At 44.8% G+C, this 2,324-nt stretch carries 3 protein-coding genes and 1 pseudogene; all 4 read right to left on the bottom strand.

What is annotated here, in order from left to right; translation table 11 throughout:
- Positions 1-719, bottom strand: a 719-nt coding sequence (gene cyoE / locus ABYB02_RS16655) for a heme o synthase (protein WP_372763486.1), incomplete at its 3' end; no start/stop codon positions are given.
- Between the two features lie 13 nt (positions 720-732).
- Positions 733-1,722 carry a heme A synthase gene (locus tag ABYB02_RS16650; protein ID WP_372763485.1) on the bottom strand — a complete coding sequence of 330 codons (990 nt, stop codon included), beginning with the start codon at positions 1,720-1,722 and terminating at the stop codon, positions 733-735.
- Positions 1,723-1,735: 13 nt separating this feature from the next.
- Entirely contained in the window at positions 1,736-2,230 is a 495-nt protein-coding gene (locus tag ABYB02_RS16645) for a transmembrane cytochrome oxidase associated protein (protein ID WP_372763484.1), read from the bottom strand.
- A pseudogene (locus ABYB02_RS16640) lies at positions 2,220-2,324 on the bottom strand (SURF1 family protein); the annotation flags it as partial. The gene ABYB02_RS16645 and the pseudogene ABYB02_RS16640, both read right to left, overlap by 11 nt.

Raw genomic sequence — 2,324 nt, 5'->3', positions numbered from 1 at the left:
GCTAACAATATCGAGTAAGCCACAACACAGGTTTTACAAAAGTCGATACCATGGGTTACCGGCAGCATTGGGATTTTTGCCCGCTCGTAATCGCTTTTTCGTGCAATCGCCAATGCCCAGAAGTGTGGCGGAGTCCACGTAAATATAATCATCACTAACAGCCACGGTGCCGCAGCCATTTGCCCAGTTTCAGATACCCAACCAAGTAACGGCGGCATCGCACCGGCTAAGCCCCCAATAACAATGTTTTGTGGTGTTGCGCGCTTTAAAAACGAGGTGTACACAAAGGCATAACCCACTAACGCAAAGAGCGTTAATACTGCGGTAAGGGGATTAGCCCACAGCATGAGCATAATAAAGCCTGCCACCCCAATAATGGCCGCAAAGCTCAGTGCATGGGTTTTAGTAAGCCGGCCTTTTGCCACGGGGCGATGACGGGTACGCGCCATTTTGCTATCGATTTCACTATCAACCACATGATTAATCACCGCGGCGGCTGCCGATAATAAACCAATGCCGAGTAAACTAATAAACTGCACCGCCACACCTCGACCAACGTCGGGAGCAAGTGCTAATCCAACCCATGCGGTCAGTACCAGCATAGCCACCACTTTAAATTTACTAATAGCTAAGTAGTCTTGCAGTAAATTATAACTGCGTGTAACCCACACTTGAGAGCCACTGCCTATTATCGCTTTTTTATTAATTGTAAGTGCCATAAACAACTTCCTTCTAAGTCCGTACTTTTAAGTAGTAACACAACCTAACCATGGTCAATAACAGTATGGCAGCCATTAGGTTATGTGCCAGTGCCACACCCAAAGGAAAGTGCCAATGTACCACGGCAAGTCCCAAACTAATTTGACAAAATAAGGCAACTAACACACTAATAGTGCTACTTTTTATTTTTTGCGAGTAAGCGCGACTATAAATACGCCACATCACCAGTGCTAGCACGATGCAGGTCACTAATGCCCAAATCCGGTGCAGTAAGTGAATAGACATACGCGCTTGCTGCGACAGCACACCAAACTCGTAATTACTGTGCTCTAACGGTAATTGAAACACACTACTAAGCGAAAAAGGCTGTGCATAGCTACACAAAGGTAAGCCATTACAATGGGGAGCAGCATAATTAGCCGCCAACCAGCCCCCTAAGGCTATTTGTATGATCAACACACTCAGTGCAACTAAGCTCAAGTTAAAATAGCCTCTGGCACCGCTATCGCCGCCCATAATGGGTTTACTCGTTAAGCGTAAATACAATAAGCTGAGCAGCGCTAAAATACTAAAACCACCCAATAAGTGCCCCATTACAATTAGCGGTTGCAAGTTCATCGTCACCGTCCACATTCCCAGTGCCGCCTGAAAAATCACTAACACCAATAGTAATAACGTTAGCTTTACTGGGGTTGTAGGGTATTGGCGTTTTAAAAACGCAAATACAAATAACGCTAAAATTAATAACCCCAGCGTGCCGGCAAAATAACGGTGGATCATTTCTTTCCATGCTTTTGCTGTTTCAAACACCATATCGGGATAACTCTGTGCGGCCAGTGCAATCTCGGCCTCATGCTTAGGGACAGTTAAAAAGCCATAACATCCTGGCCAATCGGGGCAGCCCAACCCAGCATCACTTAAGCGGGTGTAGGCGCCCAACGCCACCACAATTAATGCCAATAAGCCGGTTGCTAGTACCCAGTTTTTATAATTTTTATACATGGCGTTTCCTTACTTAGCTGGAACGAGAATAATTAAGTAATTTTTTTAAATCTTTCAGTAAGCCCTTTTGTACTAACCTATTTTGCTGCGGCTCTGAGTTAAATGGGTACTCAAGCACCACCAGCCCCATATGATCAATTAAATACAAACTCGCTGGCTGTAAATTGGCTTGTGGCGCAATGGTTTTCCACGCGCTGTTAGCGTGTTTTGGTAAACCAATGACCGCCATATCAACTTTGTGTTGATTTTTACCCAAGGCAATATAGAGATTATCTAGCGCGGCCAGTTGTTCGGCGCAGGCACTGTCGCATTCATTACTGTAATTAAGGGCAATGGTCCATTGCTTAGGATTTTGTTGCGGCCAGTCGGTTAATTTAATTTCTTGCTGTAAAAACTCACCGTTATTGGTAACGGCACTGGGCAGCCACGCAAATTTAAGGGCGCTGTACGCCAAAATAAGTGGTATGGCACAACAGCCAATAAACAATAACAACGGATTAACTTTCATCTTGTGTCCTTTTTTTACTGGCAAAAACAGCCACTACAATGCATGCCAGCGCAATTAAAAACCATTGCAGTGCGTATGCATTATGCTTTTGTGG

Source organism: Pseudoalteromonas sp., assembly GCF_041613455.1.
In the GTDB taxonomy this organism is placed as follows: Bacteria; Pseudomonadota; Gammaproteobacteria; order Enterobacterales; family Alteromonadaceae; genus Pseudoalteromonas.
Note: the sequence above shows the minus strand (reverse complement) of the source record. Positions and strands in the feature narration are given on the sequence as shown.

Coding starts and splice junctions, on each gene's coding strand:
- ABYB02_RS16645 (WP_372763484.1), bottom strand. CDS start 2,230: ATGAAAGTTAATCCGTTGTTATTGTTTATTGGCTGTTGTGCCATACCA.
- ABYB02_RS16650 (WP_372763485.1), bottom strand. CDS start 1,722: ATGTATAAAAATTATAAAAACTGGGTACTAGCAACCGGCTTATTGGCA.